19 protein-coding genes and 1 pseudogene are annotated in these 23,884 nt (G+C 62.8%); 4 read left to right on the forward strand and 16 right to left on the reverse strand.

Annotated elements, in window-relative coordinates; all coding sequences use genetic code 11:
* Positions 1-124 precede the first annotated feature (124 nt).
* On the forward strand, positions 125-1,915 hold the full coding sequence (locus tag V3388_RS04225; RefSeq protein ID WP_336366270.1) for an acyl-CoA dehydrogenase C-terminal domain-containing protein: 1,791 nt from the start codon (positions 125-127) through the stop codon (positions 1,913-1,915).
* Between the two features lie 95 nt (positions 1,916-2,010).
* Here V3388_RS04225 and V3388_RS04230 read toward each other — a convergent pair whose 3' ends face one another.
* The 4 genes from V3388_RS04230 to leuS all read right to left on the reverse strand — a co-directional run bounded on the left by V3388_RS04230 (position 2,011) and on the right by leuS (position 6,569).
* Positions 2,011-2,274, reverse strand: coding sequence for a hypothetical protein (locus V3388_RS04230; protein ID WP_336366271.1), 264 nt, complete (start codon positions 2,272-2,274; stop codon positions 2,011-2,013).
* 113 nt (positions 2,275-2,387) lie between these two features.
* Positions 2,388-3,392: a DNA polymerase III subunit delta gene (holA, locus tag V3388_RS04235; protein WP_336366272.1), complete on the reverse strand. Its 1,005-nt coding sequence runs from the start codon at positions 3,390-3,392 to the stop codon at positions 2,388-2,390.
* On the reverse strand, positions 3,389-3,982 hold the full coding sequence (locus V3388_RS04240; protein WP_336366273.1) for an LPS-assembly lipoprotein LptE: 594 nt from the start codon (positions 3,980-3,982) through the stop codon (positions 3,389-3,391). The genes holA and V3388_RS04240 overlap by 4 nt, the downstream gene beginning before the upstream one ends.
* Position 3,983: 1 nt before the next feature.
* Positions 3,984-6,569 carry a leucine--tRNA ligase gene (leuS, locus tag V3388_RS04245; RefSeq protein WP_336366274.1) on the reverse strand — a complete coding sequence of 862 codons (2,586 nt, stop codon included), beginning with the start codon at positions 6,567-6,569 and terminating at the stop codon, positions 3,984-3,986.
* Positions 6,570-6,845: 276 nt separating this feature from the next.
* On the opposite strand from leuS, the gene V3388_RS04250 reads away from it, so the two are divergent.
* The gene (locus tag V3388_RS04250; protein WP_336366275.1) at positions 6,846-7,421 is read left to right on the forward strand and encodes a zinc ribbon-containing protein; all 576 of its coding nucleotides are present in this window, start codon (positions 6,846-6,848) and stop codon (positions 7,419-7,421) included.
* Here the strand turns inward: V3388_RS04250 and lnt are convergent.
* The 5 genes from lnt to miaB form a co-directional block, all read right to left on the reverse strand.
* A complete protein-coding gene (gene lnt, locus V3388_RS04255; protein ID WP_336366276.1) occupies positions 7,418-8,965 on the reverse strand; it encodes an apolipoprotein N-acyltransferase in 1,548 nt (515 codons plus the stop codon). The genes V3388_RS04250 and lnt overlap by 4 nt on opposite strands.
* On the reverse strand, positions 8,955-9,800 hold the full coding sequence (locus V3388_RS04260; RefSeq protein ID WP_336366277.1) for an HlyC/CorC family transporter: 846 nt from the start codon (positions 9,798-9,800) through the stop codon (positions 8,955-8,957). Before V3388_RS04260 ends, lnt begins: the two co-directional genes overlap by 11 nt.
* Entirely contained in the window at positions 9,797-10,270 is a 474-nt protein-coding gene (gene ybeY / locus V3388_RS04265; protein ID WP_336366278.1) for an rRNA maturation RNase YbeY, read from the reverse strand. Before ybeY ends, V3388_RS04260 begins: the two co-directional genes overlap by 4 nt.
* Positions 10,267-11,253 (reverse strand): PhoH family protein, encoded by a 987-nt coding sequence (locus tag V3388_RS04270; protein ID WP_336366279.1) that lies wholly within the window; start codon positions 11,251-11,253, stop codon positions 10,267-10,269. Before V3388_RS04270 ends, ybeY begins: the two co-directional genes overlap by 4 nt.
* Before the next feature lie 313 nt (positions 11,254-11,566).
* Positions 11,567-12,913, reverse strand: a complete 1,347-nt coding sequence (gene miaB, locus V3388_RS04275; RefSeq protein WP_336366280.1) for a tRNA (N6-isopentenyl adenosine(37)-C2)-methylthiotransferase MiaB — start codon at positions 12,911-12,913, stop codon at positions 11,567-11,569.
* A 310-nt stretch (positions 12,914-13,223) separates the two neighbouring features.
* Between miaB and trmH the strand changes: the two genes are divergently transcribed.
* Positions 13,224-14,018 carry a tRNA (guanosine(18)-2'-O)-methyltransferase TrmH gene (gene trmH, locus V3388_RS04280; RefSeq protein ID WP_336366281.1) on the forward strand — a complete coding sequence of 265 codons (795 nt, stop codon included), beginning with the start codon at positions 13,224-13,226 and terminating at the stop codon, positions 14,016-14,018.
* A 106-nt stretch (positions 14,019-14,124) separates the two neighbouring features.
* Here trmH and V3388_RS04285 read toward each other — a convergent pair whose 3' ends face one another.
* The 4 genes and pseudogenes from V3388_RS04285 to V3388_RS04300 all read right to left on the reverse strand — a co-directional run bounded on the left by V3388_RS04285 (position 14,125) and on the right by V3388_RS04300 (position 18,480).
* Entirely contained in the window at positions 14,125-15,141 is a 1,017-nt protein-coding gene (locus V3388_RS04285; protein ID WP_336366282.1) for a nucleoid-associated protein, read from the reverse strand.
* A gap of 154 nt (positions 15,142-15,295) precedes the next feature.
* Positions 15,296-16,954 (reverse strand): sulfate adenylyltransferase subunit CysN, encoded by a 1,659-nt coding sequence (gene cysN / locus V3388_RS04290; RefSeq protein ID WP_336366283.1) that lies wholly within the window; start codon positions 16,952-16,954, stop codon positions 15,296-15,298.
* Positions 16,954-17,871, reverse strand: a pseudogene (gene cysD / locus V3388_RS04295) (sulfate adenylyltransferase subunit CysD); the annotation flags it as partial. The gene cysN and the pseudogene cysD, both read right to left, overlap by 1 nt.
* 198 nt (positions 17,872-18,069) lie before the next feature.
* The gene (locus V3388_RS04300) at positions 18,070-18,480 is read right to left on the reverse strand and encodes a PilZ domain-containing protein (RefSeq protein WP_336366284.1); all 411 of its coding nucleotides are present in this window, start codon (positions 18,478-18,480) and stop codon (positions 18,070-18,072) included.
* A 244-nt stretch (positions 18,481-18,724) separates the two neighbouring features.
* Between V3388_RS04300 and rimO the strand changes: the two genes are divergently transcribed.
* Positions 18,725-20,083 carry a 30S ribosomal protein S12 methylthiotransferase RimO gene (gene rimO / locus V3388_RS04305; RefSeq protein WP_336366285.1) on the forward strand — a complete coding sequence of 453 codons (1,359 nt, stop codon included), beginning with the start codon at positions 18,725-18,727 and terminating at the stop codon, positions 20,081-20,083.
* A 485-nt stretch (positions 20,084-20,568) separates the two neighbouring features.
* Here the strand turns inward: rimO and gatB are convergent, their stop codons facing one another.
* From gatB to gatC, 3 genes are all read right to left on the reverse strand, one after another.
* Positions 20,569-22,020, reverse strand: a complete 1,452-nt coding sequence (gene gatB / locus V3388_RS04310; protein ID WP_336366286.1) for an Asp-tRNA(Asn)/Glu-tRNA(Gln) amidotransferase subunit GatB — start codon at positions 22,018-22,020, stop codon at positions 20,569-20,571.
* A gap of 22 nt (positions 22,021-22,042) precedes the next feature.
* On the reverse strand, positions 22,043-23,500 hold the full coding sequence (gene gatA, locus V3388_RS04315) for an Asp-tRNA(Asn)/Glu-tRNA(Gln) amidotransferase subunit GatA (protein WP_336366287.1): 1,458 nt from the start codon (positions 23,498-23,500) through the stop codon (positions 22,043-22,045).
* Between the two features lie 74 nt (positions 23,501-23,574).
* Entirely contained in the window at positions 23,575-23,862 is a 288-nt protein-coding gene (gene gatC / locus V3388_RS04320) for an Asp-tRNA(Asn)/Glu-tRNA(Gln) amidotransferase subunit GatC (protein ID WP_336366288.1), read from the reverse strand.
* Positions 23,863-23,884: the final 22 nt, after the last annotated feature.

Genomic DNA, 23,884 nt, shown 5'->3' on the forward strand with positions numbered 1-23,884 from the left:
GGATGGGGTACACTGGCACCCTAAAAATCACAATTCCGCCAGCGGTCCGGCTGGCCGGGCGCCCGTCGCGGCCTTGCCCCACGAGCGACCGAACGACATTTGACAACGAGTTTGGAGAGCTGACATGGCTGATTATCAGGCACCCCTGCGTGACATCCGGTTTGTGCTGAACGAGGTCTTTGACGCCCCGTCCCTCTGGGCGTCCCTGCCCAAGGTGGCCGAGCATGTGGACCCGGAAACCGCCGACGCCATCCTGGAAGAGGCCGGCAAGATAGCCAGCGGCGTTCTCGCGCCGCTGAACCGCGAGGGCGATGAGGAAGGCTCACACTGGAACGACGGTGAGGTGACCGCGCCGGAAGGATTCAAGGAAGCCTATCAGACCATCGTGGAAGGCGGCTGGAACGGCCTGGGTGGCAACCCGGACTTCGGCGGCATGGGCATGCCCAAGACGCTGGTGGCCCAGTTCGAGGAAATGATGCAGGGCGCCAACATGGCGTTCGGCCTGGCGCCAATGCTCACCGCCGGCGCCTGCCTGGCACTGGACGCTCACGGCAGCCAGGAACTGAAAGAGAAGTACTTGCCCAACATGTACTCCGGCGTCTGGTCCGGTGCCATGGACCTGACCGAGCCCCACGCGGGCACTGACCTGGGCATTATCCGCACCAAGGCCGAGCCTAACGCCGACGGTTCCTTCAGCGTGACCGGCACCAAGATCTTCATTACCTGGGGCGAGCACGACATGGCGGAGAACATCATCCACCTGGTGCTGGCCAAGCTGCCGGACGCGCCCAAGGGTCCGAAGGGCATTTCTCTGTTCCTGGTGCCCAAGTTCCTGGTCAATGAGGACGGCTCCCTGGGCGAGCGTAACGCGTTCAGCTGCGGTTCCATCGAGAAGAAAATGGGCATCAAGGGTTCTGCTACCTGCGTGATGAACTTCGACGGCGCCAAAGGCTGGCTGGTGGGGGAGGAGAACAAGGGCCTGGCGGCCATGTTCACCATGATGAACTACGAGCGCCTGGGCGTGGGCATTCAGGGCATCGGCGCTGCCGAGGCGTCGCTGCAGAGCGCCCGTGAGTACGCCCTGGACCGTATCCAGAGCCGGGCGCCCACCGGTGCCCAGCAGCCGGAGAAAGCGGCCGACCCGATCATCGTGCACCCGGACGTGCGCCGGATGCTGCTGACCATGAAGAGCTATGTGGAGGGCGGCCGTGCCTTCTCCACCTACGTGGCCCAGTGGCTGGACATTGCCAAGTTTGCCGAAGACGACGATCGCCGCCGGCACGCCGAGGGCATGGTGGCGCTGCTGACGCCCGTCGCCAAGGCGTTCCTTACGGATCGTGGCCTGGAAGCCTGCATTTTTGGTCAGCAGGTGTTTGGCGGGCACGGATTCATCCGGGAGTGGGGCCAGGAGCAGTTGGTCCGGGATTGCCGGATTACCCAGATCTACGAAGGCACCAACGGTATTCAGGCGCTGGACCTGATGGGTCGTAAGGTCGTCGGCAGCCAGGGCAAGCTGTACGAACTGTTTGCCCATGATGTCGCGAGCTTCCTGGAAAGCAACCAGGACAATGCCGCGCTCAAGCCGTTCCTGGAGCCGTTGGCGGCCGCTGTGGAGCGCCTGGACGATGTGACCGAGCACGTGCTGGCTCAGGCCGGGGACAACCCGGACGCCGTCGGTGCGGCGTCCGTGGACTATCTGGACCTGTTCGGTTACACCGCTCTGGCGTACATGTGGGCCCGCATCGCCGGCGCCGCCGCCAAACAGGCGGAGGGGGACAGCTCCGGTTTCTACACCGGCAAACTCAAGACCGCCCGGTTCTACTACGAGCGCCTGCTGCCCAAGACGGTCTCACTGGCCGAAGGCATTCGCAGCGGCAGTGGCAGCCTGATGGCCCTGGCCGCCGGCGAATTCTGATCGCCGCATAACGCAAACAGGCAGGCCTCAGGGGCCTGCCTTTTTTGTGTCCGGCAACGGTACTGTTATCCGGCGCGCTAGCCGGACCTGAGCCGTTATTTCAGCTTGTCACGAATCCGTTGATAGCCGGTTTTCAGATCTTCACCCAGCTTCTGGGCGGTCTGGCGGGCTTCCTTGGAGGCACTTTCGGCGTCGTGGAGCACCTGGTTCAGCTTGTTCCGGAACTGCTCCCAGTCTTTCTCAAGATCGTCCCATTCGTCCTTGACGTCCTCGCGGGCCAGGTGCATCTGCACACGGGCCTCATCCCGGTACTGCTTGATCTTCTCGGACAGCGTTTTCATGTCGTCTTGCAGGGTCATACCTGTTCCTCCTTGGATTCCCACAATGATCGTACAATGCGCCCTGTGACAAAACGCTGTCAAGAGGGGGAATGATGGGTAAGTTCGGGGTAATGCGGCGTTTTTGACGCAGGTCAGGCGGTGGCGGCCAGCAGAACGGACAGATCCCGCAGGTGGTGCCAGGGAGAGTGATCATCAAAGCCTTTGGCGGCTCGATCCACCTGGCTGCACAGGGCCATGGCCTGGCGTACCTGGGTTGGCTTCAGGCGACGGGCCGCGCGCTCAAGAGCCCGTGCCCGCTGGGGCTGGAACACGCCCCGCTTTTTCAGGAAGGCTCCGGGCGCCTCGCCCTGGCCGGACGCCCTCAGCTCGGCCAGCAGGCCCAGATCCCGATACAGGACGGTCAGCAGCCCAAGGGGGTTTTCCCCTTCCTGCTGAAGCACGCCCAGAATTCGGTTGGCATGGCGGGCATCCCCAACCAGCAGCGCCTGCACCAGCTCGAAGCCGTTGAAACGGGCGCTGTCTTGCACCGCCTGCTCAATGACCCCCTCATCCACCGTGCCCGAGGGCGCCAGCAGGGACAGGCGATCCAATTCCTGACTGGCGGCCAGCAGGTTGCCTTCCAGTCGCTCCGATAACAGGGCAAGCGCTTCGCGGGTCAGGGTCAGGCCCTGGCGGCTGGCCCGTTGCTGCAGCCAGCCGGGGAACTTATCCAAATCAATGGGCCAGACAGGCACGTGGACGCCGTGCTCCTGGAGCTGCTTGTACCATTTCCGGCGGGTTTCGGCAGCATCCAGGCGCGCGCTGATCAGCAGCAGGACAATGTCATCGGCAGGCGAGGCCAGGATGCGCTCAAGCACGTCCCGGCCATTGCCCAGCTTGCCGGTGGGCAGGTGGATTTCAATGCGGCGCTTCTCGGCAAACAACGACAGAGCGTTGCATTCGTCGGCGATGGTGTTCCAGTCGAGGTGCTGGTCTGCGTGAAAAGTGAGCCGGTCCTCATGGCCGGCTTTACGGGCCGCCTGGCGGATCTGATCACAGCATTCCTGCACCAGCAGCGGCTCGTCGCCGGAGACCAGGTACACCGGCGCCAACCGGCTGCCGAGCTGCTGAGTCAGCTGGGCCGGCTGGAGCTTCATGGCGAGGTCTGGCCGGAGCCGTCGCCGGCTGCCTTGGCGTCTGCCTGGCTGGCGGCGTACTCGTCCCGCAGGGACTGGATACGCTGTGCGGTCATCGGCGCCAGCCGGAACAGGACCTGCTGGGCCAGCAGGTCGTTCAGGTTCTGCTCCAGATCCTGCTGCTCCCGCTGCTTGGCCAGCACATTGTTCTCGTCGTAGCGGTAGCGTTCCTTGACCGATAGGGTGGTATCGGCAATCAGAGGTACCTCATCCCGGGTCTTGAGCGAGACCGCCACCGTCTGGGTCAGGATATACTCCGCCGCCGCCGCCCGCGCTGTAATGGCCGAGGCGCGTCGGTCCTGGCGGAAACCGTTCAGGGTCAGGATATAATCCGCGTCTTCCCCCTCGGCGGTTTTGACGCCGCCCAGGTCGAGCTGTTCTTTCAGGGACAGGCACAGGGTCTGGGGCACGGAATCGCAGTTGACCGCCAGCGGCTGGACGGCGGCGGGCACCGGCGAGGTGCCCCGCAGCTGGAAGCCGCAACCGGCCAGCGCTGCCGTGGTTAGCAGGGCAACGGCGGTCAGCAGACGGCGGGCGGACACGATGGCCATGTCAGTTCGCCACCACGTTGACCAGTTTGCCCGGCACCACAATCACCTTGCGCACGGTCTTGTCGTCGATAAACCGCTGCACGTTCTCGTTGGCCAGCGCGAGGGCTTCCAGATCGGCCTTGGCCATGTCGACCGGCACGTCGGCCTTGCCACGAACCTTGCCGTTCACCTGCAGCACCACGGTGATCTGGCTGCGAACCATCGCCTTCTCGTCGGCCACCGGCCACTCCGCGTCCACCACCGGAATCTCGTGACCAAGCACCTGCCAGAGTGCGTGGCAGACGTGGGGCACGATCGGAGAAAGCACCAGCACAGCCGTGTTCAGGGCTTCCTGACGGACGGCTCTGCTCTGGGGCGCGTCGCCTTCCAGTCGGCTCACTTCATTGAGCAGTTCCATGACCGCGGCGATGGCGGTATTGAAGGTCAGGCGGCGGCTGATGTCGTCGCTGACCTTGGCAATGGTCTCGTGGGTCTTGCGGCGCAGGTCTTTCTGGGCATCGTCCAGGGCGGCCACGTCCAGAGTGGGCGCCGGGCCCGCCGCCGCATGCTCGTGCACCAGCCGCCACAGGCGCTTCAGGAAGCGATGGGCGCCTTCCACGCCGCTGTCGGACCACTCCAGGGACTGCTCAGGCGGCGCCGCGAACATCATGAACAGGCGCACCGTGTCGGCACCGTGCTGGTCGATGATCGCCTGGGGATCAATGCCGTTGTTCTTGGATTTGGACATCTTGGTGACGCCGCCGATTTCCACCGGCTGACCGTCAGACTTCAGGATGGCCTGGACCGGTTGGCCCTTGCTGTCTTTCTCAACGGTAACGTCCGCCGGGTTGAACCAGGTCTTGCCACCGTTGGCGTCGTTCCGGTAGTAGGTTTCCGCCAGCACCATGCCCTGGCACAGCAGGCGGTTGAATGGCTCGGAGCTGGTCACCAGGCCCACGTCCCGCAGCAACTTGTGGAAGAAACGGGCGTACAGCAGGTGCAGGATGGCGTGCTCGATGCCGCCGATGTACTGGTCCACCGGCAGCCAGTAGTTGGCGGCGGCCGGGTCCAGCATGCCCTTGTCGTAGTTCGGGCTGCAGAAGCGGGCGTAGTACCAGGACGACTCCATGAACGTGTCGAAGGTGTCGGTTTCCAGGGTCGCGGCCTGGCCGTTAAGGCTGGTTTTGCACCACTCCGGGTCGGCCTTGATGGGCGACTGCACGCCGTCCATCTCCACGTCCTCGGGCAGGCGTACCGGCAACTGGTCGTCCGGCACCGGACGCTCAGTGCCGTCGTCCAGGGTCATCATGGGGATGGGGGCACCCCAGTAACGCTGGCGGGACACGCCCCAGTCCCGCAGACGATAGTTCACCGTGCGCTTGCCGATGCCCTCGTGTTCCAGGAAATCGGCGATGGCCTCGAACGCTTCCTCGCTGGTCATGCCACTGTACTTGCCGGAGGACACCAGCACGCCTTTTTCGGTAAACGCCTGCTCCTGAACGTCGATTTCCCGGCTGTCGTTCGGGGCAATGACCTGCTTGATGGCCAGTCGGTATTTGAGGGCGAACTCGTGATCCCGCTCGTCGTGCGCGGGCACCGCCATGAGCGCGCCGGTGCCATAGTCCGTCAGCACAAAGTTGGCGATCCAGACCGGAATCTCTTCCTGGGTCAGCGGGTGGATCGCCTTGAAGCCGGTGTCGATGCCTTTCTTTTCCATGGTGGCCATGTCCGCCTCGGCCACCTTGCCGTTGCGGCACTCCTCCACGAATTCCGCCACGTCCGGGTGGCGTTCGGCCGCGGCTTTCGCCAGCGGGTGCTCGGCGGCGACGGCCATGTAGCTGACGCCCATCAGGGTGTCCGGACGGGTGGTGTAGACGGTCAGGCCCTCATCGCGGCCCTTGAGCGGGAAGGTCAGCTCGGTGCCCACGGACTTGCCGATCCAGTTGCGCTGCATGGTCTTGACCTGTTCCGGCCAGTCCTCCAGCGTGTCCAGGTCGTTCAGCAGCTCCTCGGCGTAATCGGTGATGCGGATAAACCACTGGGGAATCTTCTTCTGTTCGACGATGGCGCCGGAACGCCAGCCCCGGCCGTCTACCACCTGCTCGTTGGCGAGCACGGTCTGGTCCACCGGGTCCCAGTTCACCGTGGCCATTTTCTTGTAGACCAAGCCTTTCTCGTACAGGCGGGCGAAGAACCACTGCTCCCAGCGATAGTAGTCCGGGTCGCAGGTGGCCAGCTCTCGGCTCCAGTCATAGCCGAAGCCCAGCTGCTTGAGTTGCTTCTTCATGTAGTCGATGTTGGCCCGAGTCCAGGTGGCCGGCGCGGTCTTGTTGGCAATGGCGGCGTTTTCGGCGGGCAGGCCGAAGGCGTCCCAGCCCATCGGCTGCATCACATTCTTGCCCTGCATACGCTGGTAGCGGGAGATCACGTCGCCGATGGTGTAGTTGCGCACGTGGCCCATGTGCAGCTTGCCGCTGGGGTAGGGGAACATCGACAGGCAGTAGTACTTGGGTTTGCCTGGCTCCTCGCGGACCTTGAACGTCTCATTGGCTTCCCAGAAGTCGCGGGCGGTCTGTTCTACGTCGCGGGGCGTGTATTGCTCGTCCATTCCTGCCATTACCCAAGTAACCCTGTGTCGGAAAGTGTTCGAAGGGCGCCCGGTCTCGCTGCTTCGGCCCCGGGGCGCTGTGCCTCGTGACGTCGCCCGGTAACCGGCGCCCGGCGTCACGACTGCGTGAATGCTGATTGCTAAAAAGGGCCGAACATTCTAACGCACCCGGCACGCAACAGGTAGTCTGCCAAATCCCTGCCGCTGTGCCAGACTGTCATTAGGTCCCTTCGGGGACGGTCTCAGCGGCAACGCCACGGCAATGGGAGAATCGCGATGACCCAAACAGAACGCCAACACCTGTCCGGAAAGGCCCTGGAAGCTTACGACCGGATGCTGGCCCGGGTGCAGGCCCGGCTTGAGGAACTCGGTGAGGTCACCGTCCAGAGCCTGGACCGGGAGATCGCTCGAGTGGTAGAGCTGGAGTATGAGCTGGAGGCGTTGACCCGGGAGGAGGCCGATCTGCTGGGGGCCTATCTGAAACGGGACCTGGAGCACCTGCTGAACTTTGTCGACGAAACCGGCGAGGGCCTCAGCGAGTGGCTGCAGCTGGATCTTTCTCTGCTGGAGCACCAGTTGGCCGACAGCCTGCTCTCGGTGGCGGACCGGACCCTGATCGATAACCTGGAGCTTCGGCAGAAGCTGGAGAACGACGACCCGGTGCACTACATCTCGGGCGAGGTGGCCACCGCCGGCATGTTTCGCTGCCTGAACTGCAGCCACATGCTGTGCCTGACCGCCACCAGCCACCTGACGCCCTGCGAGGCCTGCGGTTCCCACTACTACGAGCGGGTCACCGGGCGCTGGCCCCGGCCGTCGGCGGAGCAGGGGGAGGGCCAGGCCGGGGGCTAATCGGCCCGCAGGGGTGGAATCCGCCGCTCCCGCACAAACACCACCAGGATGGCCGCCAGGATCAACACCGGCCAGGAGCCGGTTTCCATGAACGGCGTGTTGCCGGTGGCCGTGCGTATCTCCCCGGTCAGGGTGGCTTTCTCGAAATGGGGCACCCGGCCGGTGATTCGGCCCTTCTCGTCAATGACGGCGGTCACGCCGTTGTTGGTGCCGCGAATCATGTAGCGGCCGGTTTCCAGGGCGCTCATCCGGGCAATCTGCAGGTGCTGCAGAGGCCCGATGGAATCCCCGAACCAGCCGTCGTTGCTGATGGTGACCAGCAAACCGGCGCCCCGGCTGTTAGCGGCCACGAAATCCGGGTAAGCCACTTCGTAGCAGATGAAGGGCCGCACCTTGATGCCGTTGGCTTCCAGGGGCTTCTGGTAGGCCGGGCCCCGGCTGAAGCTGCTCATGGGCAGATCAAAGAAGCCGATCAGCCCCCGCAACACGCTCTCCATGGGGACATACTCACCGAAAGGCACCAGCTTCTGCTTGTAATACATGCCATCGCCGTTGCCGATGGCCATGATGCTGTTGCGGTAGGTGAAACCGTCTTTTTCCTCGCTGTAGCCATACCAGGGAATGCCGGTGATCAGCGTGCTGTGTTCGCCCAACTGCTGGCGGATTTCCTCAATGATCGGACCGGCTTCGTCCTGGGGCAGGGGGATAGCGGTTTCCGGCCACAGGATCAGGTCTTTGTCCCAGTGGTCGGCCGTCATGGTCAGGTAAGTGACAATCTGGTGCTTGAGGAATTCCGGGTCCCATTTGATCAGCTGCGGAATGTTGCCCTGCATGGCGGCAAAGGACACCGGCTTGTCGCTGAGGGTGGTCCAGGCGACGCGATTCAGGGTCGGTGCCGCCAGCCAGGGTGCCAGGGCTAGTACGGCCACCAGCAGGGCGGGGTGGGGGCGTTTCTGCAACGCCAGCCAGAGCACGGCGTAGGCGGCAGCGCCGGTGGCGGTAATCCAAAGGGTGATGCCGTGCACCCCGGTCACCGGCGCCAGCCCGGCCAGGGGGCCGTCGGTGTGCGCCGTGCCGAGGTAGAGCCACGGGAAGCCCGTGAGCAGCCAGCTGCGCAGCCAATCTCCGAGCACCCAGGCCGCGGGAAACAGGATCAGCCGGCGAATCCGGCTGGTGCGGGCCAGCCGGCCCCAGAACCAGAACGTGAGGCCGTGAAACAGGGCCAGGCCCGCCACGAACAGGACCGTCAGCAGAATGGCCACCGGCACAGAGGTGTTGCCGTACTGGCTGATGCTGATGTACACCCAGCTCGCGCCGCTGGCAAACAGGCCCAGACCGGTCAGCCAGCCGGCGCGAAACAGCCGCGCGGAATCCATGGGCACGGTGACCAGCAGAATCACCAGGATCGACACCGGGCCGAGCCACCATTGGTTGAACGGCGCGAAGGTGAGAGTCTGGGCGGCGCCGGCGCACAGCAGCGCCAGCGCGGCCAGCCAGGGGTTTCGATTCAGGGCGGATTCGGGGGCGGAGACCTCAGGCGTCACTTCGGGTTACCTGCAACAGACGGATCACGCGGTTATCGGCGTTGGCAATGGTAAAGCTCAGGCCGCCAAACGCAACCGTTTCGCCCCGTCTGGGCAGGTGTCCGAACTCTTTGAGCACCACGCCGCCGATGGTGTCGAACTCTTCCTCGTCGAGTTCGGTGCGGAAAAACTCGTTGAAGTCTTCCACCGGCGTGACCGCCTTGACCGCATAGATGCCGTCGCCCCGGGCCTTGATGTTGGTCTCTTCGTCGACGTCGTGCTCGTCTTCGATTTCGCCAACAATCTGCTCCAGTACGTCTTCAATGGTGACCAGGCCGGCGGTACCGCCGTACTCGTCCACCACGATGGCCATGTGGTTGCGGTTCTCCTTGAATTCCTTGAGCAGCTGGTTCAAGCGCTTGCTCTCGGGCACGAAGGTTGGCGGCCGCAAGACTTCGCGAATGCGGGTCCAGTTCAGGTCGTTGTTCAGGGCCAGGGGCAGGAGGTCCTTGGCCAGCAAAATGCCGATGACGTCGTCCTGGCTGTCGCCGGTCACGGGGAAGCGGCTGTGGGCGGAATCCATGATCTCGGCGAGAAACTCCCGGGGGTCCTGGGACGCCTTGACGGTGATCATCTGGGAACGGGGGATCATGATTTCGTCGACGCGCATGTCGATGACCTGCATGGCGCCTTCGATGATGCTCATGGCATCGACATCGATGATGTTCTGGGACTCGGCGTCCCGGAGGATTTCCAGCACGTCCTCAACGGACTCCGGCCCGCTGGAGAAGGCCTGGGATATACGTTCCAGCCAGGACTTGCCGCCCTGGCTGCGACTCGACGGATCGTCGCTCATGAGTCTGGTTCCGTTTCCTCTGTCTCATAGGGATTGGGGTAGCCCAGCTGATGCATCAGCCGGATCTCGAGGTTTTCCATGACCTCGGCATCGTCGTCGTCCACATGGTCGTACCCTTGGAGGTGCAACATGCCATGTACGACCATATGCGCCCAATGGGCTTCTGGTGTCTTTCGCTGTTGTTCGGCCTCATGGGCAACAACGGGCGCGCAAATGACGAGATCTCCCGCCAATGGCACCGTTATACCCGCTGGTGCTTCAAATGGGAAGGACAGTACGTTGGTGGGTTTGTCCTTGCCCCGGTACTCGTGGTTCAGGGTCTGGCTTTCCAGGGCGCCGACGATGCGGATGGTGACCTCGGACGGCGAGTCTCCCAGCCAGGCCGCGCCGGCCCAGCGTTCGAACAGGGCAGCCGTTGGTACGCCGTCGCCTTCATAAACGTTCTGCAGATCGACGATCAGCTCGCTCATGGCCGGTTGCCACTGCCGTCGTCAAGGGCATCGTAGGCTTCAACAATGCGCTGTACCAGGGGGTGGCGCACCACATCCCGAGCATCGAACCGGGTGAAGCCAATGCCGGGCACCTTGCTGAGAACGCCGGCAGCGTGGATCAGACCGGAGTTCTGTCCCCGGGGCAGGTCCACCTGGGTGGTGTCGCCGGTGATGACGGCGGTTGAGCCGAAGCCGATCCGGGTGAGGAACATTTTCATCTGTTCCCGGGTGGTGTTCTGGCTTTCGTCGAGAATAATAAACGAGTTGTTGAGGGTGCGACCGCGCATGAACGCCAGCGGTGCAATCTCAATCACGCTTTTTTCGATCAGCCGGGTGACCTGGTCAAACCCGAGCATCTCATAGAGCGCGTCGTACAGAGGCCGCAGGTAGGGGTCCACTTTCTGGGCCAGGTCGCCGGGGAGGAAGCCGAGCTTTTCGCCCGCTTCCACCGCCGGCCGCACCAGCAGGATGCGTTTGACCTGTTCGTCCTTGAGGGCTTCCACCGCGCAGGCCACCGCCAGCCAGGTCTTGCCGGTGCCGGCCGGCCCGATGCCGAAATTGATGTCGTGGGTGCGGATGCTGTGGACGTACTTCTGCTGGTTCCGACCCCGGGGCTTGGCGGTGAGCTTCGGGGTTTTGATGACGGTCACGTGGCCCTCGTCAAAGGGCACGTCGTCCGGCAGGCGCTCCAGCCCGGTCTCGCGGATGAACAGGTGCACGGTGTCCGCCGGGATGTCGTCGGTGGCGTCGGTTTCCCGGTACATGTGCCGGATGACTTCGGTGGCGGCGGCGACGTTTTCGGTAGCGCCCTCTACCCGGAAATGATGCCCGCGCCGGCCCACTTTGACCTCGAGGCGCTTTTCGATCATTTTCAGGTGTTCATCAAACTGCCCGCACAGGGTGGCCAGACGCTTCTGGTCTACCGGGTGCAGGTCGAATTGTCTTGAGTCGTTGGCGTTCAAAACTGCTCCGTTTTGGTTTACTCCCTTTTTTGGGTTCGGGAGTGCGATTTTCTCATGTTCGGCTAACGGACAAGGGAAGGGCGGACGTTCCCCTTTTCATGTTATGTGCAGGCCCGGATACTGAAAAACAAGTAGGTCGGATAAGCCGAGTCAACAAGGGGTCAGATGAGTTTCATCTGACCCCGTTTTCGCCGGTCGGCACCAGAGTCAGAACCTGGGGTCAGATGAAAGCCTTCATCTGACCCCTGATCTCGACCCCCGATCTCGACCCCCGATCTCCAAGTGCCGAATCCAGACGCTTAGGAAACCAGGCTTAAAACAACGCCGAATCAACCGGCACACCGCGTAGGGAATTGGGATACGCCTCCACAATCTCCACATCAATAAAGTGCCCCACCACCTCGGGATTCTCATGGCGGAAGTTGACGATGCGGTTGTTTTCGGTGCGGCCCGCATATTCGCCCGGGTCTTTCTTGGAGAGGCCGGTCACCAGGATGCGCTGGGTGCTGCCCACCATCTTACGGCTGATGTCCATGGCCTGCTGGTTGATGCGCTGCTGGAGGATCGCCAGGCGCTGCTTCTTGACCTCCATCGGAGTGTCGTCCGGCAGGTCCGCGGCCGGGGTGCCGGGGCGGGCGCTGTAGACGAAGCTGAAGGAGACGTCGAAGCCGATGTCGTTGATCAGCTTCATGGTGTCTTCAAAATCCTTTTCGGTTTCCCCGGGAAAGCCGATGATGAAGTCGGAGGAAAAGCTGATGTCCGGGCGGATCTTGCGCAGGCGGCGCAGCTTGGATTTGTACTCCAGCGCGGTGTGGCCCCGCTTCATCGCCGCCAGGATGCGGTCGGAGCCGCTCTGGACCGGCAGGTGCAGGTGGCTGACCAGCTCCGGAACCCGTTCGTAGACGTCGATCAGGGCGTCGCTGAACTCCACCGGGTGGGAGGTGGTGTAGCGGATGCGGTCGATGCCGTCGATGGTGGCGATCAGTTCGATCAGCTCGGCCAGGTCCATGACGTCGCCGTCATGGGTTTCGCCCCGGTAGGCGTTGACGTTCTGGCCCAGCAGGTTCACTTCCCGCACGCCCTGGTCTGCCAGGTGCGCCACTTCGGCGATCACGTCGTCCACCGGGCGGCTGACTTCCTCGCCCCGGGTATAGGGCACCACGCAGAAGGTGCAGTATTTGCTGCAGCCTTCCATGATGGAGACAAACGCGGACGGGCCGTTGGCGCCGGGCTCCGGCAGGTTGTCGAATTTCTCGATTTCCGGGAAGCTGACGTCCACCACGCCCACGCCGTTCCCCTTGGCGCGGACTTCGGTGATCATGTCCGGCAGGCGGTGCAGGGTTTGCGGGCCAAACACCATGTCCACGTAGGGCGCCCGGTCGATAATCGCCTGGCCTTCCTGGCTGGCGACGCAGCCGCCCACGCCGATGATCAGTTCGGGCTTTTTGCTTTTGAGACCTTTCCAGCGGCCGAGCTGGTGGAACACTTTTTCCTGGGCTTTTTCCCGGATGGAACAGGTGTTCAGCAGCAGAATGTCGGCGTCTTCCGGGCTGTCGGTCATTTCGACGGCGTCGCCGGTCTTGAGCAGATCGGCCATGCGGGCGGAATCGTACTCGTTCATCTGGCAGCCGTGGGTTTTGATGTACAGCTTCTTGGCCATGGGTCTCACGAACTCTGGGGTTTGGCGCCGGGGTGCGGGAGCAGTACGTCGGGCGCTGAAAAATGGACTGCGTATTATAACGGCGTGTCTAAAGTTCAACCACCGTTGTCTCGGTAATCCCGGGACGGCTGTGTGTTATTATTCGCGCCTTCGCAAATTTGGTGCATGAAGGGCTGTGGCGGTGGCTTTCCAGAACACGCTGTGATTACTTCCATGTACGCTCTGCTCCGCCATCCATGGCTCCGCAAGGTTTTGGAAAGCCACCGCCACAGCCCTTCCCGAACGCTTCGTTGGCCTAGGTTTTACAAATATGACTCCCGAACGCCTTGCCCGCATCAAGCAGGTTCTCGACACCCGCCAACCCGATCTCCGGGTGCTCACCGATCAGGTCCATAAGCCCCGCAACCTGTCAGCCATTATCCGCTCCTGCGATGCGTTTGGGGTGTCCGACATGCACGTGGTCTGGCCCCGGGAAGGGTTCCGCGCGTTCCGAAAGACGGCGGGCGGCAGTTTTCACTGGGTGACGACCCACACCCATCCGACCATGGATGAGGCCGTGTCGGCGCTTAAGGCGCAGGGCCACAAACTCTATGCGGCTCAGCTGTCTGATCGGGCAGTGGATTTCCGGGATGTGGACTACACCGTGCCCTGTACCATCATCATGGGTAATGAGGTCGACGGCGTGAACCCGGTGACGGCGGCGCAGGCGGATGAGCACATCGTGATCCCGATGATGGGCATGGTGGAGTCGCTGAACGTGTCGTCGGCGTGCTCGATTATCCTGTCGGAAGCCCAGCGGCAGAGAAAGCTCGCCGGGATGTTCGACCACCGGCGTATGCCGGACGAGGAATACCAGCGGCTGCTGTTCTGCTGGTGCCAGCCCACGGTGAAGCGCTACTGCGATGACCGGAACCTGCCGTACCCGCCGATTGATCCCGAGACCGGCGAGCTGGTGGACGGCGTAGGCTGGATGCAGGGGGTTCGGGAGCTGCGGGCGAACCGGCCCCGGTGGCAGGGGCCGGCTGACGGTGAGGTTGAAAACGGGGTCATGAAGACGGGGTCAGATGAGATTCATCTGACCCCTGACTCCGATGTCTGCCGGTGAAACGGGGTCAGATGAGTCTCATCTGAGCCCTGCCCCTTAACCCCACCCCGGGACCCGCCCGCCAAGCTAAACGGCAGAGCGGTCCATCACCCGTTCAGCCAACCAATCACTCCTCCCGAGTCTCCAGATACCGCTGCAACTGCTCCCGCAACGCCTTGGGCAGCCGGGTAATGGTCAGCGCGTCCTTGTCGCGGTCGTAATAGACCGCCTGATTCACCAGATCGGAGGAGAACGACACGCTCATGCCGCCGCCGGAACCGGCGATGCGGACCAGTTTCTTGACCTTGCGGTGGTCCGGATGCAGCACGCCCGTCTCGGGCAGCTCGGTGGTCTGGCTGGCAAACTCCCGGAAGCGTTCCGGCTGGCTCTCATCCAGGTAGCTGGACAGGGCGTTGATGTCCACCGGCTCGCCCAGGGCGTGCTGATCCTTGCAGAATTCGTAGGCCCGGTTGCGCACCTCACCGGCCTTTTCCGGGGCGCTGTTCTTGGCGAAGGCTTCCACCGCGTCCAGGAACGTCACCGTCTCCTTTTCCACATCCACGCTGTTGGTAAACCCGCACAGGCGAATGAACAGGTCACCGGGATCGCCGGTGCCGCGGCCGTGGAGCAGGGTGAGGTAGTTGGCGCCAGGGGAGTCGCCGCGCCAGTCGTCCAGTTCGATGCGCAGGGCCAGGTTGAGGCGGGACAGGCTCAGCACCTCGGTGGTGTCCAGTCGCTGGCTGCCGTCGAAGCGCAAGGCGCTGTCGGTCTCGGCGATGAACAGGTAGACCACCTCGGCGTCGGCGAGGGCGTCGTGCACCACCACCAGGTGGCCATCAAACTCTTCCTGGCTGGTATTGAGCAGTTCCTGCCACTGGCCAAACACGCGGTCGGTGAGGGCGGTGAAGGTCTGCTTCTCTTCCAGGTAATCCTTCAGCCAGGCGCTGAACGGGCACTCGCCAAGGTCCTCGGAGAAGCGGCCGTATTTCTTGCCCGGCTTGCTGTTGAACAGCCGCTTCATCTGTTTGTGCAGCCCTTCGTAGTCGCCGCCGGGTTCCTGCAGAGGTTCCCCGGCCACGAGGCGGGCGGGTTGGCCCGGCTGGTACTGGCTGGCGAAGGCGGTGCGCAGGTGTCTGATGGCCATGGGTGGCGTCTCCGTAGCGTGTGATAGGGCGTTCTGGACGGGCGGGATTCTGCCACAGAAACCTCCGGGGATAAAAAAAGACCCCGAGCCATCGGACGATGACGCGGGGTCCTTTTCAGGCCGACAGGTGTGGCGGCCGTGAGCCGCCGCCGGATCAGAGCCGCTTGCCGGTGGTCAGGCTTTTGAGCAGGCCAGCCACTGCCTCGGGAATGCCGGCGTCGGCGTCCGCCGTGGCGCTTGCGTGGGCGATGTCGGTGCCGAGGTTCACGGCAATGGCGATCAGGCCATGGGCCATCAGCAGCTGAGCCACGCGACGGCGCTCGTCGGCGTCGCCGGTGTTTTCCTCGGAGACCACGACCGCGGTCTTGCCGAGATCAAACAGCGCCCGCTCAACGGCCAGCGCCAGTTTGGGTGCCTGGCTGCCGTTGCAAGCGATGATGACCGGCTTCTGAGCCAGGCGACGAGCCCGCTCGTCTGGGGTCACCGGGTCCAGGGACTCGACGCCATCCGTCCGGCCCTCGATCATGCCGGCGCCGACGGTGACGTTGGTCAGTCGATCGATAACAATGAAGCTGCCGGTGCTGTGCTGGCGCGGGTAGGCGTCGAACGCCACCGGCTGATTCAGGGTGAGCTCACACAGGCCGATCTCGTTCAGGGCCAGTTGGCCCGGTTCAGGGCGTTGCTCCAGGGTATTCACATCGGTCTGGTGGAGGATCGTCTTGACCGTGCCGGAGGTGTAGTTCGGGCCCAGCTTGATGTCATACAGCCGCCCGGTCTCCAGTGGCGCATCCGTCATCCAGACGATGTTGGCCCGGAACCGGTTGGCTACATCGGGCTCGTCGCCGACCTTGACCAGCATGTCGCCCCGGCTGACGTCGATTTCGTCTTCCAGGGTGAGGGTGACCGCCTGATCGATGTAGGCCTGGTCAAGGCTGCCGTCGAAAGTGACGATCTCTTTCACTGTGCTGGTGCGGCGGGACGGCAATGCCATCACCGCATCGCCCGGACGAATGACACCGGAGGCGATGGTGCCGCAGAAGCCCCGGAAATTCAGGTTCGGCCGATTGACGTACTGTACCGGGAAGCGGAAGTGCTCCAGGTTCTTGTCCCGGGACACCTGCACCGTCTCCAGGATTTCCATCAGCGGCTGACCGTCGAACCAGGGCGTGTTTTCACTCCGGCTTACGACGTTGTCGCCTTCCAGGGCCGACATCGGCACGAAGCGGATATCCTTCAGGCCCAGCTTGGCGGCAAACGCCAGGTAGTCGTCCCGGATCTCGTTGAAGCGGTCTTCGCTGAAGTCCACCAGGTCCATCTTGTTCACCGCCACCACGATGTGGCGGATGCCCAGGAGCGAGGCGATGTAGGAGTGCCGCCGGGTCTGGGTCAGTACGCCATAACGGGCGTCGATCATCAGGATCGCCAGTTGCGCGGTGGACGCGCCGGTGGCCATGTTGCGGGTGTACTGCTCATGGCCCGGGGTGTCGGCAATGATGAACTTGCGCTTGTCGGTGGAGAAATACCGGTAGGCCACATCAATGGTGATGCCCTGTTCCCGCTCGGCCTGCAGGCCGTCCACGAGCAGGGCCAGGTCCAGCTTCTCGCCGGTGGTGCCCATTTTGGCGCTGTCGGATTTCAGGCTGGCCAGGTGGTCTTCATAAATCATCTTGGTGTCGTGCAGCAGGCGCCCGATCAGGGTGCTCTTGCCGTCGTCGACGCTGCCGCAGGTCAGAAGGCGCAGCAGTTCCTTGTTTTCGTGCTGTTTCAGGTAGGCCTGAATGTCGTTGGCGATCAGCTCGGACGTGTGGGACATCAGAAGTAACCCTCGCGCTTTTTCTGTTCCATGGAGCCGGCCGAATCGTGGTCAATCACCCGGCCCTGGCGCTCAGAGGTCTTGGTCAGCAGCATTTCCTGGATGATGTCGGTCAGCGTGGCCGCTTCCGACTCCACCGCGCCGGTCAGCGGGTAGCAGCCGAGGGTCCGGAAACGCACGGATTTCATCATCGGTGTCTCGCCTTCTTTCAGCGGCATCCGGTCGTCGTCCACCATGATCAGCGTGCCGTCCCGCTCCACCACCGGGCGTTTGGCGGCGTAATACAGGGGCACGATTTCGATGTTTTCCAGGTAGATGTATTGCCAGATGTCCAGCTCGGTCCAGTTGGACAGGGGAAAGACGCGAATGCTTTCGCCCTTGTTAACCTTGCCGTTATAGATGTTCCAGAGCTCCGGACGCTGGTTTTTCGGGTCCCAGCGGTGGTTTTCGTCCCGGAATGAGTACACGCGCTCCTTGGCGCGGGATTTTTCCTCGTCCCGGCGGGCGCCCCCGAACGCGGCGTCGAACTTGTACTTGTTCAGCGCCTGCTTGAGGGATTGGGTTTTCATGATGTCGGTGTGCTTGGCGCTGCCGTGGGTGAACGGCCCTACGCCCTGTTTCACGCCTTCCTCGTTGATGTGCACGATCAGGTCCAGATCGTGCTCCCGGGCCATCCGGTCCCGGAATTCGATCATTTCCCGGAATTTCCAGGTGGTGTCCACGTGCAGCAGGGGGAAGGGCAGCTTGCCTGGGAAAAAGGCCTTGCGCGCCAGGTGCAGCATGACCGCCGAGTCCTTGCCGATGGAATACAGCATGACCGGGTTGTCGAATTCCGCCGCGACTTCCCGAATGATGTGGATGCTCTCGGCTTCCAGCTGCTTCAGGTGTGTGAGGTTATAGATGCTCATGGTCGTCCATTGCCGTTTGGCCGTTGTGGCTGGAGTCGTTCAGAGCTGAACTATACCAGAGCCATTCACGGCATAAGAAGGCCCGAACCTAGAGCATTGTGTTATAAACCTATAGCGCGTCCATTGATCCGGCGCGGGACACCGTGACGGCCTGGGGAAGTCGGGGGCGGCCCGGCGATGAAGGGGCGGTGTGGCGATTAAGGCAATTTACCGGTTGCTGCAGCTTTCCGTGAGCAGGGTAGAAACGTAGCGGTCCACGTAGTCGAATCCGTTACCCTCGAACTCGGCAAACTGGATGCCGACATGGAACTCGTCCCTCGCGACCCGTCGCAGGTGAACGATATTGCCGTCGGCGACAATGGCGACCGGCTGGGTGGGCAACACCGGCACGGAGAAGCGGGTGCGCACCGGAATCCATTGCCCCGGTACGGGTGCCGCCTGACGCGGCAGCAGTTGTCTGACCGTTTGCATGTTACAGGAGATCATCACGCCGCTGCGGGACAGATTGGCCACCGCGCAGGTGAGGGATTCGCCATCCGGCTTTTCAATGGTGATGTCGGTGGCGACGTCCACGCGCTGCTGGTTGCGAAGATTGGGTTTCGCTGCGAGGTTCTTCATTCTGACTCTTCTGGCGTGGCCCGTCTGAAAAGAAGCGACCTTACCCATTTCATTCCTTCCAGATAAAAAGACTGACAACACCAAAGTTTAGGTGTTTGTTTTGTGTACAGCAAGAGGTCTGTATCCTATAGCGGTGAATTCGTAGCTGAATCCGGCGCCGCCGCTGGGGTAAACTGCGGGGCCGAATTCACCCATTTTCTTGCAACAGGGACGGCGAGGCCGTTCCGGGAATCCTGATCGCATCATGACCGATACACGCCAGATCTCCGTCGATGGAAACGCCAGCAGCACCGGCGGCAAAGTGGGTTTTATCAGCCTGGGTTGCCCCAAGGCCCTGGTGGACTCAGAGCGCATCCTGACCCAGCTTCGCCTCGACGGCTACGACGTCGTCCCCAGCTATGACGACGCGGATATCGTCGTGGTCAACACCTGCGGCTTTATCGACGCTGCCAAGCAGGAGTCACTGGATGCGATCGGCGAGGCGCTGAGCGAAAACGGTAAGGTGATCGTCACCGGTTGCATGGGCGTCGAGGCGGATCGCATCCGGGAGGCCCACCCGGGCGTCCTCGCGGTGTCTGGCCCCCACGCCTACGAGGAAGTGGTCGGTGCCGTCCATCAATATGTGCCTCCGAAAAAGCAACACGATCCGTTTGTCGATCTGGTTCCGCCCCAGGGCATAAAACTCACGCCGCGGCATTACGCCTACCTGAAAATTTCCGAGGGCTGCAACCACCGTTGCACCTTCTGCATCATCCCGTCGATGCGGGGCGATCTGGTGAGCCGTCCGATCGGCGATGTGATGGACGAGGCGCAACGCCTGGTGGATGCCGGCGTCAAAGAGCTGCTGGTGATCTCCCAGGATACGTCCGCCTACGGTGTGGACACCAAGTACCGCACCGGCTTCTGGCAGGGACGCCCGCTGAAAACCAAGATGCAGGCGCTGTGTGAGGCCCTGGGCGATCTCGGCGTCTGGGTACGGCTGCACTACGTGTACCCGTACCCGCATGTGGACGACATCATCCCGCTGATGGCCGAGGGCAAGATCCTGCCGTACCTGGACATTCCGTTCCAGCACGCCAGCCCGAAGGTGCTGAAGGCGATGAAGCGGCCGGCCCACGATAGCAAGACACTGGAGCGGATCCGCAAATGGCGGGAGATCTGCCCGGACCTGACCATCCGGTCGACGTTCATCGTTGGCTTCCCCGGCGAGACGGAGGAGGACTTCCAGTACCTGCTCGACTGGCTGGATGAGGCGCAGCTGGACCGGGTGGGGGCGTTTACCTACAGCGCGGTTGACGGTGCCAAGGCCAACGAGCTTGAAGGTGCGGTTCCTGAGACGGTTAAGGAAGAGCGCCTCGCTCGTTTCATGGAGAAGCAGGCGGAGATTTCAGCGGCCCGCCTGCAGGCCAAGATCGGCAAGACCATCGATGTCCTCATCGACGAAGTGGACGAAGAAGGCGCGATTGGCCGCTCCAAGGCGGATGCGCCGGAGATTGACGGCATGGTGTATCTGAACGGCGAAACCGGTCTGGCGCCGGGCCAGATCGTACAGGCGGTGGTGGAGCACGCCGACGAGCATGATCTTTGGGCTCGGCTGGTTTGATCGAGAGTTGCTGCGTCCGGCGTAATGCCCGCGCCTTTAGATTGTGGGAGAGCGCCCTGGCGGGTGGCGCCTCCCAAAAAACGCTCCTTCGGCCATCCATGGGCGCTTGAGCTCCGCCATCCCTGGCTCCGCACATTTTTGGGAGGCGCCACCCGCCAGGGCTTGTTAGCCCTATCGTGCCTAAATTGTGCGTTGAAGAATGGAACGAGTGCGGACCCGTCCGCGACGTGTTTAGACGGGCAGCCTCAACTTTCTCTATCCAGTGTTCCGTTTCCTGTCTTTCAACTGGCGGTTACTCCGAAGCTCAACCGTGCGGGTGGGTCAGGCCTTCCAAAACTGTGCGGCGCCAGGGATGGCGCCGCTCAAGCGTCACAGGGACGTGCCGAAGGAGCGGGTTTTGGAAGGCCTGACCCACCCGCGCGCCGCAACCAGCCAAAAAGCCCAGTAACAGCCGGCAGGCTGGTATCGAGCCTAAAGGAAAAACGTCAGCCCCCCAGCTTCTTCACCAGAATCTCGTTGAACAGCTTGGGGTTGCCCTGGCCCTTGGAGGCCTTCATCAGCGGTCCCATGAAGCCGCCGAGCATCTTCTTGCGCTTCTTCGGGTCTTCCTCGTTCTGGTACTGGGCCACCTGATCCGGCATGCCGGCCAGCACCTCATCCACCATCGACTCCAGGGCGCCGGTGTCCGACACCTGCTTCAGGCCCTTGGCCTCGATGATCGCGTCCACGTCGTCGTGCTCGCCCGCCCACAGCGCTTCAAACACCTTCTTGGCGCCAGCGGAGGACAGTGTGTTGTCAGCGATGCGAGTGACGAGGGCACCGAGTTGCGCGCCGGTGATCGGGGCCTCGGCCACGGAGGTTTCTTCCGCGTTCAGGCGGGCGGAAAATTCGCCCTGAATCCAGTTGGCGGCCAGCTTGGCGTCCTTGCCGTGCTCCACGGTTTGCTCGAAGAACGCGGCCAGTTTGGCGTCCGCGGCCAGGATGCCGGCGTCGTAGTCGTTCAGGCCGTACTGGTCCTTGAAGCGGGCCTTGCGGGCGTCCGGCAGCTCCGGCAGGCGGCTGCGGGCGTCTTCGATGAAGGCGTCGTCGATCTCCACCGGCAGCAGGTCCGGGCAGGGGAAGTAGCGGTAATCGTTGGCTTCTTCCTTGGTACGCATGGAACGGGATTCGTCGCGGTCGCCGTTGTACAGGCGGGTTTCCTGCACGATGGTGCCGCCGTCTTCCAGGATGTCCATCTGCCGCTCCACCTCGTGGGCGATGGCCTGTTCCATGAACCGGAAGGAGTTCAGGTTTTTGGTCTCGGTGCGGGTGCCCAGGGTGTCCGAGCCTCTCGGCTTCAGGGAGATGTTCACGTCAAAGCGCATGGAGCCCTGGGACATGTCGCCGTCGCAGATGCCCAGCGAGGTGACGATGCTGTGCAGCTTCTTGGCGAAAGCGACGGCCTCCTCGGCGCTGGTCATGTCCGGCTCGGTGACCACCTCGATCAACGGCGTGCCGGCCCGGTTCAGGTCGATGCCGGACATGCCGTGATAATCCTCGTGCAGGGATTTGCCGGCGTCCTCTTCCAGGTGGGCGTGGTGAATGCGCACGCGCTTGGTGCGGCCGCCGGCCAGGTCGATGTCCACGTAGCCGGGGCCGACGATCGGCTCGGCCAGCTGGGTGGTCTGGTAGCCTTTCGGCAGGTCCGGGTAGAAGTAGTTTTTGCGCTCAAACACCGAACGGCGCCCGATCTCGGCGTTGGTGGCCAGGCCGAACATCACCGCGTAGCGGAACGCCTGTTCGTTGGGCACCGGCAGGGTGCCGGGCATGGCCAGATCCACGGCGTTGGCCTGGGTGTTGGGCTCGGCGCCAAAGGCGGTGCTGGAGCCCGAGAAAATCTTGGTCTGGGTGGCGAGCTGAACGTGAATTTCCAGCCCGATCACGATATCCCACTGCATGTGTTCGTCTCCTAGTCCGGGCTTATTGGGGTTCACGCTGGTGCCAGTCGGTCACCTGCTGGAATTGATGCCCCGCATTCAGCAGGCGCGCCTCGGAGAAATAATCCCCGATGATCTGCAGCCCAACGGGCAGGCCGTCCACAAACCCCGCCGGCACGGACATGGCCGGCAATCCCGCCAGGTTGATGGCGATGGTGAACACGTCCTCCAGATACATGGTGACCGGGTCGGTGGTCTTCTCACCCTGACGGAACGCCGGGGAAGGGGTGACCGGGCTCATCAGCACGTCCACCTCTTTGAACGCGTTGATGAAATCCTGCTGGATCAGCCGGCGCACTTTCTGTGCCTTGAGGTAGTAGGCGTCGAAATAGCCGGCGGACAGCGCGTAGGTGCCCACCAGAATCCGCCGTTTGACCTCCTCGCCAAAGCCCTCGGCCCGGGTGCGGGTATACATGTCCATCAGGTCTTTCGGCTCGGCGCAGCGGTAGCCGTAGCGCACACCGTCAAACCGGGACAGGTTGGCCGAGGCCTCCGCCGGGGCAATCACGTAGTAGGCGGCAATGGCCAGTTTGGCGTTCGGCAGGGAGACTTCTTTTACCGTCGCTCCCAGCTTCTCGTATTCCCGCACCGCGTTGCGCACCTGCTCCTCCATGGCGGGGGAGAGCTGGTCGCTGAAATACTCCTTCGGCAGGCCAATCTTCAGGCCCTTGAGCGGCTCGTTCAGGGTGGCGGTGTAGTCCGGCACGTCCCGGTCGATGGAGGTGGAATCCTTCGGATCATGGCCCGCCATCACGTTCAGCATCAGCGCCGCGTCTTCTGCCGTGCGCGCCATGGGCCCGCCCTGATCAAGCGAGGAGGCAAAGGCAATCATGCCGTAGCGGGACACCCGGCCATAGGTCGGCTTCAAGCCGGTAATGCCGCATAACGCCGCCGGCTGGCGAATGGAACCGCCGGTGTCTGTGCCGGTCGCCGCCGGTACCAGGCGCGCTGCTACGGCTGCTGCCGAGCCGCCAGACGAGCCGCCCGGTACCCGCTTGTCACCGCTGGACAGTCCCCAGGGGTTGGTGACCGCGCCATAAAAACTGGACTCGTTGGAAGACCCCATGGCGAATTCGTCCATGTTGGTCTTGCCCAGGCACACCGCGCCGGCGGCCTTGAAATTGGCCGTCACGGTCGCGTCATACGGTGGCACAAAGTTGTCCAGCATCTTCGAACCGCAGGACGTGCGAATGCCGCTGGTGCAGAAAATGTCCTTGTGGGCAAACGGCACCCCGGTCCACACCGTGGCCTTGCCGGCGGCGCGCATCTCATCGGCGGCCTTCGCCTCTGCGAGGGCCTGTTCTTCAGAGATGGTAATAAAACTGTTGTACTTGCCGTCTTCACGCTTGAGACGGTCGAGGAACTGCTGGGTCAGCTCCACGCTGGAAATTTTGCCGCTGTCCAGCTCTCTGGAAAGCTCTGCTACGGATTTGTTATGCATCGTGAATCCTGAAATCGCTGATCGTCAGAAGGCCTGCTTCAACGCCTTATACACGGCCACACCGTGCCGGCGCGTTATTCGATGACCCGGGGAACCAGATACAGCCCATCTTCCGTGGCCGGCGCGATGGCCTGGAACGCCTCCCGCTGGTTGGTCTCGGTGACCACGTCCGGGCGCAGGGTCTGCACCGCGTCCAGCGGATGGGCCATGGGGGCCACCGCCTCGGTATCTGCGGCGCCCAGCTGGTCCACCAGGTCCAGGATATTGCCGAGGTCCTTTTCCAGGGCGGAGACCTGGGCGTCGTCCACCTGAATCCGGGCAAGCACCGCTACTTTTTCGATGTCCTTGCGGGAAATGCTCACGTTGCCTCCAAAAGATGGTGCG

This window comes from Marinobacter sp. C2H3 (assembly GCF_037080155.1).
Taxonomy (GTDB): domain Bacteria; phylum Pseudomonadota; class Gammaproteobacteria; order Pseudomonadales; family Oleiphilaceae; genus Marinobacter.